A 4,503-nucleotide genomic window follows, 5' to 3' on the forward strand; every position below is an offset into this window, starting at 1 on the left:
AGAGAATTTCCAACCTTAGATATGGTTGAGGAATCGAACTCGAAAACACTGAAGCCAGCAACTTTCGAGAACCTGACAACCCTTGAATTATCAAAGCGCTATAACGCCCAGTTAAGTAGCCAAAAACGCACAAATGCTACTTCTGCAAACAACCGTAAACACAAAACTCACCGCAAGCTAAAAATGCCACGCGGTTTTGGTCTGCTTGAACTGTTTGTTAGAGCGATACAAGCAAAAAACTCGCTTGGCAATGAAGCACTTAGCTTGCATTCAATGAACTGCATCTTAGCCAACAAAATCCTCTGCAACCAGACCACAGAACCCAAAACACCGATTCAGTCGAGAATTTAGGAAAGCTAGCCGGAAGCCAAACTTCAAAATTTGGCTAACCTAATTGGTTTTAAAAGCTTACAGCAACTTGGTTTGCTGAGAACTTTTCCACCATAGATATGGTTGAAGAATCGAATTCAAAAACACAAAAGCCAGCAACTTTCGATAACCTTACAAACCTAGAATTATCAATGCGCTATAACGCCCGCTTAAGCTGCTGCCAACGTAATACAACGGCTAACGCATTGTGCCTTAAACACAATTATTACTGCAAACCAAAAATGCCACGCGTTGGCGGTCGGCTTGAAGCGTTTGTTATGTTGCACCACAACCACACTAGATTTGTTGAGTTGCAAAGGCTTCACAAATTACTTTTTGTTGCGTTTTGATAAGCGCATTCCAGCAACGAAAACCAACAATAATAAACCGCTCAAAGAGACTATAACCGTACTACTCATCAAACAGCTGTATACATCCTGACCAATTAATTTATTTTCATCAGACAAGATTATAATAAATTCATTGAACTCTTCGTCACTAGTAACTACAAATTTATTATATAAAGATGGTTGCGTCTTAAATACAAAAAAACTATATGGGTCATCTGAAAAAACAACTGTTGCTGTGAAAAACTTTATCAATAGTAATAAAGTAACAAAGACAGATAGAAAACGACTAAGGCTTTTGTAGAGCATGCCGACTCCTAATATTGTCAATAATATCCATCACGACATTTCCTGGGCATGAATACCCTTTACCTGGTAAGAACTCTTTATGACCTCCAAGTTTTTCTATAGGGAAATGTCGTTTAAACGATTTTACCAATGACCCGAGCGCCTTAAGCTGAGAGTTTGTCAGCTCATCATCAATATCCCACCATTGTTCATTAAAGTCCCCAAGTAACAGGACTCCTATTCTTTTGGTGTTACTATGTTTTACATGAGAGCCTTTGTAAATCAATTCACGACCTTCATATATTTTACCAGCGCTGTCTATCAAGTAGTGGTAACCGACATGATCAAACGCATTCTCAACCATGTGTAATCTTTCGATATTTACAGGATTCTTTTCACCCCAATTTCCTGAATGATGAATGACTATAGAGTGAAAGTTCCAATCCAGAGCAAGATTCTCATATTTGGGATTACGCATTCCCCAGCGTTTATAGGGAATCACTTTATTACCATTATTAATTAAATTATTAACAACTAGCCTTGATTGAGGAATAATGGTTACTCTATTTCCTCTTTTAACAACCCTACCGTCTTCTATATACATAAATACCCCTAAATACATACGCGGTAGGATAATCAATACCATACAGGATGCATATGGTGGATATTAAGTTTTGAGCGCCACTTCAACTTTAGTTTCAGTTAGCATTCAGCAACATAACACCCGCTTAAGCTGCTGCCAATGCAATACAACAGCTACCGCATTGCGCCTTAAACACAATTATCACTGCAAACCTAAAGTGCCACGCGTTGGCAGTCCGCTTGAAGCGTTTGTTGTAGTGCAGCAAGTAAACAAACTCACTTGGCAATGACGCATTTAGTCTGCATTCAGTGAACGACATCTTAGCCAAAGTGAGCTTCTGCAGCCAGACCACAAAGCCCAAAACACCGATTCAGTCGAAAATTTAGGGAAACGAGCCGAGAGCAAAGCTTCAAAATTCAACAAACCAAATTGACTTTGAAAGCTTGCAGCAACTTGGCTTGAGCCAACTTCACCATCTTGATACAGGTAGAGGAATCGAACTCAAAAACAATTAAGCCAGCAATTTTCGAGAACCTGATAACCCTTGAATTATCAAAGCACTATAACGCCCAATTAAGTAGCCAAAAACGTACAAATGCCGTTCCTGCAAACCACCATAAACACAAAACTCACCGCAAACTAAAAATGCCACGCGTTTTTGGTCTGCTTGAATTGTTTGTTATGAACGGACTTTACGGCAACCTCGGAATTCCAGCAAATACAGAAGGTTAAGACACCGAGCCAATTCACAAAATGCCGGCAGCTACGCGATAAACCCACAACAAATTGACTAAAAACGCGTGCCAAGCTTGGAGTTTTTCGATACCCTGCCGCCCCACTAAAATCACGGTGCAGTAAATGGCTGCTAGAAAGAATCACTTGGCAAAGTAGCCAAACAGCCTATTTGCCTTTCGATGAAGCCCAAGCGGCATTTAACCAAAGGAATAGCACGAGTTTTCTGGCTGAGATCATTCCAAAACAACAAAGGCACCAAATGAGAACGAAGAACCTTACACCCTAATTTTACTGCATTTTCCTAGATGCTTCATAACGCCCAGTTAAGTAGCCAAAAACGTACAAATACCATTTCTGCAAACTACCTTAAACACAAAACTCAACGCAAGCTAAAAATGCCACGCGTTTTTGGTCTGCTTGAACTGTTTGTTGTAGCGATACAAGTAACAAACTCGCTTGGCAATGAAGCACTTAGCTTGCATTCCATGAACTGCATCTTAGCCAACAAAATCCTCTGCAACCAGACCACAAATCCCAAAACACCGATTCAATCGAGAATTTAGGAAAACTAGCCGGAAGCCAAACTTCAAAACCTGATGAAGCTGAATGGTTTTGAAACCTACAACGGCTTGGCTGGCGAGGATTTACCACCTTGACTCAGACTAAGGAATCGAACTCAAAAACATTGAAGCCAGCAATTTTCGATAACCTTACAAACCTAGAATTATCAAAGCGCTATAACGCCCGCTTAAGTGGTGAGCGACGCAATACCGATGTTGCTGCAACCACCTTAATCACCAAAATCAACGCATAGTGAAAATGCCACGCGTTGCGAATCCGTCTTAAAGCGTTTGTTATGTTTATGGTTTGAACGGTGCTATTTCAATCTGACCACTTACTTCGTTGATATGAACAAACACCCTACCAACAACTATGTCCTTAGCCTCAACCTTGAAATTTGGCAATAAACCAAGGTGATAGTCATTAACAAAGTCCATAAATGTATTTATATAACCTTGATAGTCGCAATTTTCACTGTATTTCGGAATAAGAAATTGAAAGGTAAATCCCTCTTGCGATTCCACCATTATTGAAAACGAATGTGAGTATGGATTTTTACCTGAAATTTTCCCTGAAGTAGCTACAAATGTTGGCTCTATACGGCGTTTCTTAATTGTGTCATTACCAATATCAGATAGCTTTTTCTTAAGTAGTTGAAAATGCTCTTTACCTAGCTCTTGAAGCATTGCTTCGAAGTATGGTTTCGCAACATAAGCTGTTATTAGCGAGGGTAAAAACCACTCAGCACATGCTTTTGGCTCATCATAAACACCGTACTTTTGAGTAAAAACATTAACGGATTTAGCATCCAATCCTGCGGAAAAGTCATTGCCCAACTCATCACCGAAGTAATTATCGTATACCAATGCTATATCTGGTTTTTTCATCGAATGCTCCATATTCCAAAAATAAACATAACGCCAGCTTAAACCGCAGACAACGCACAAAACAAGCCGCTGCATTACGCCTTAAACACTATATTCACCGCAAACCAAAAATGCCACGCGTTGTTTGTCGGTTTGAAGCTTTTGTTATGTATTCTTTTCGTTTTCTCGAACCTGCCAGTAAAAATAAAAAACCAACGAAATCGCAACCAAGTGTGTAGCAGCATAAAAATATTGAGAAACAAAACTTGAACTGAACAGGAAAAGCCAACCTGCTGCTGCACCCCAGATTTTTCCCACATCAAATGATAACGACAAGACACTAGGCAATATAGTAAAGGCGCTAAAAGAATGGATGATTATGTACAAGATTGTCGATTGACTGTCACTTCTTGGTTCTAGAAGAGGTAAAATATCATTGCCAACAATCGCAGTGAATAAAGAAAAGAGAATAAGTATCGTTAGTATGCGTAAATATTTTACATTTCGTTCGAACATCTCTTATTCATCCTATTATTTAGGCATTTCCGACTATACATAACGCCCGCTTAAGCTGCTGACAACGCTATACAAAAGCTACCGCATTGCGCCTTAAACACAATTATCACCGCAAACCTAAAATGCCACGCGTTGGCAGTCCGCTTGAAGCGTTTGTTAGAGCGTAACGAGTACACAAACTCACTTGGCAGAGAAGCATTTTGCTTGCATTCAATGAACAACATCCTAACCAACAAAA

6 protein-coding genes are annotated in these 4,503 nt (G+C 39.7%); 2 read left to right on the top strand and 4 right to left on the bottom strand.

The genetic code is table 11. The features are described 5' to 3' along the window. On the top strand, positions 1-351 hold a 351-nt coding region (locus HC752_RS23550; RefSeq protein WP_190337628.1), incomplete at its 5' end, for a hypothetical protein. Between the two features lie 347 nt (positions 352-698). Here the strand turns inward: HC752_RS23550 and HC752_RS23555 are convergent. Continuing rightward, complete coding sequence (locus tag HC752_RS23555; protein ID WP_190337629.1) at positions 699-1,025, bottom strand: hypothetical protein; 327 nt, start codon at positions 1,023-1,025, stop codon at positions 699-701. Continuing rightward, the gene (locus HC752_RS23560) at positions 1,006-1,608 is read right to left on the bottom strand and encodes a peptidoglycan recognition protein family protein (protein ID WP_190337630.1); all 603 of its coding nucleotides are present in this window, start codon (positions 1,606-1,608) and stop codon (positions 1,006-1,008) included. The genes HC752_RS23555 and HC752_RS23560 overlap by 20 nt, the downstream gene beginning before the upstream one ends. A gap of 1,366 nt (positions 1,609-2,974) precedes the next feature. On the opposite strand from HC752_RS23560, the gene HC752_RS25330 reads away from it, so the two are divergent. Next, positions 2,975-3,136, top strand: a complete 162-nt coding sequence (locus HC752_RS25330) for a hypothetical protein (RefSeq protein WP_190337631.1) — start codon at positions 2,975-2,977, stop codon at positions 3,134-3,136. Positions 3,137-3,182: 46 nt separating this feature from the next. Here the strand turns inward: HC752_RS25330 and HC752_RS23570 are convergent, their stop codons facing one another. Together HC752_RS23570 and HC752_RS23575 are read right to left on the bottom strand one after the other, a co-directional pair. Beyond that, the gene (locus HC752_RS23570; RefSeq protein ID WP_190337632.1) at positions 3,183-3,770 is read right to left on the bottom strand and encodes a hypothetical protein; all 588 of its coding nucleotides are present in this window, start codon (positions 3,768-3,770) and stop codon (positions 3,183-3,185) included. A 144-nt stretch (positions 3,771-3,914) separates the two neighbouring features. Continuing rightward, positions 3,915-4,265, bottom strand: coding sequence for a hypothetical protein (locus HC752_RS23575; RefSeq protein ID WP_190337633.1), 351 nt, complete (start codon positions 4,263-4,265; stop codon positions 3,915-3,917). Positions 4,266-4,503: the final 238 nt, after the last annotated feature.

The sequence above is a fragment of the Vibrio sp. S9_S30 genome (genome assembly GCF_014694455.1).
Lineage (GTDB): Bacteria > Pseudomonadota > Gammaproteobacteria > Enterobacterales > Vibrionaceae > Vibrio.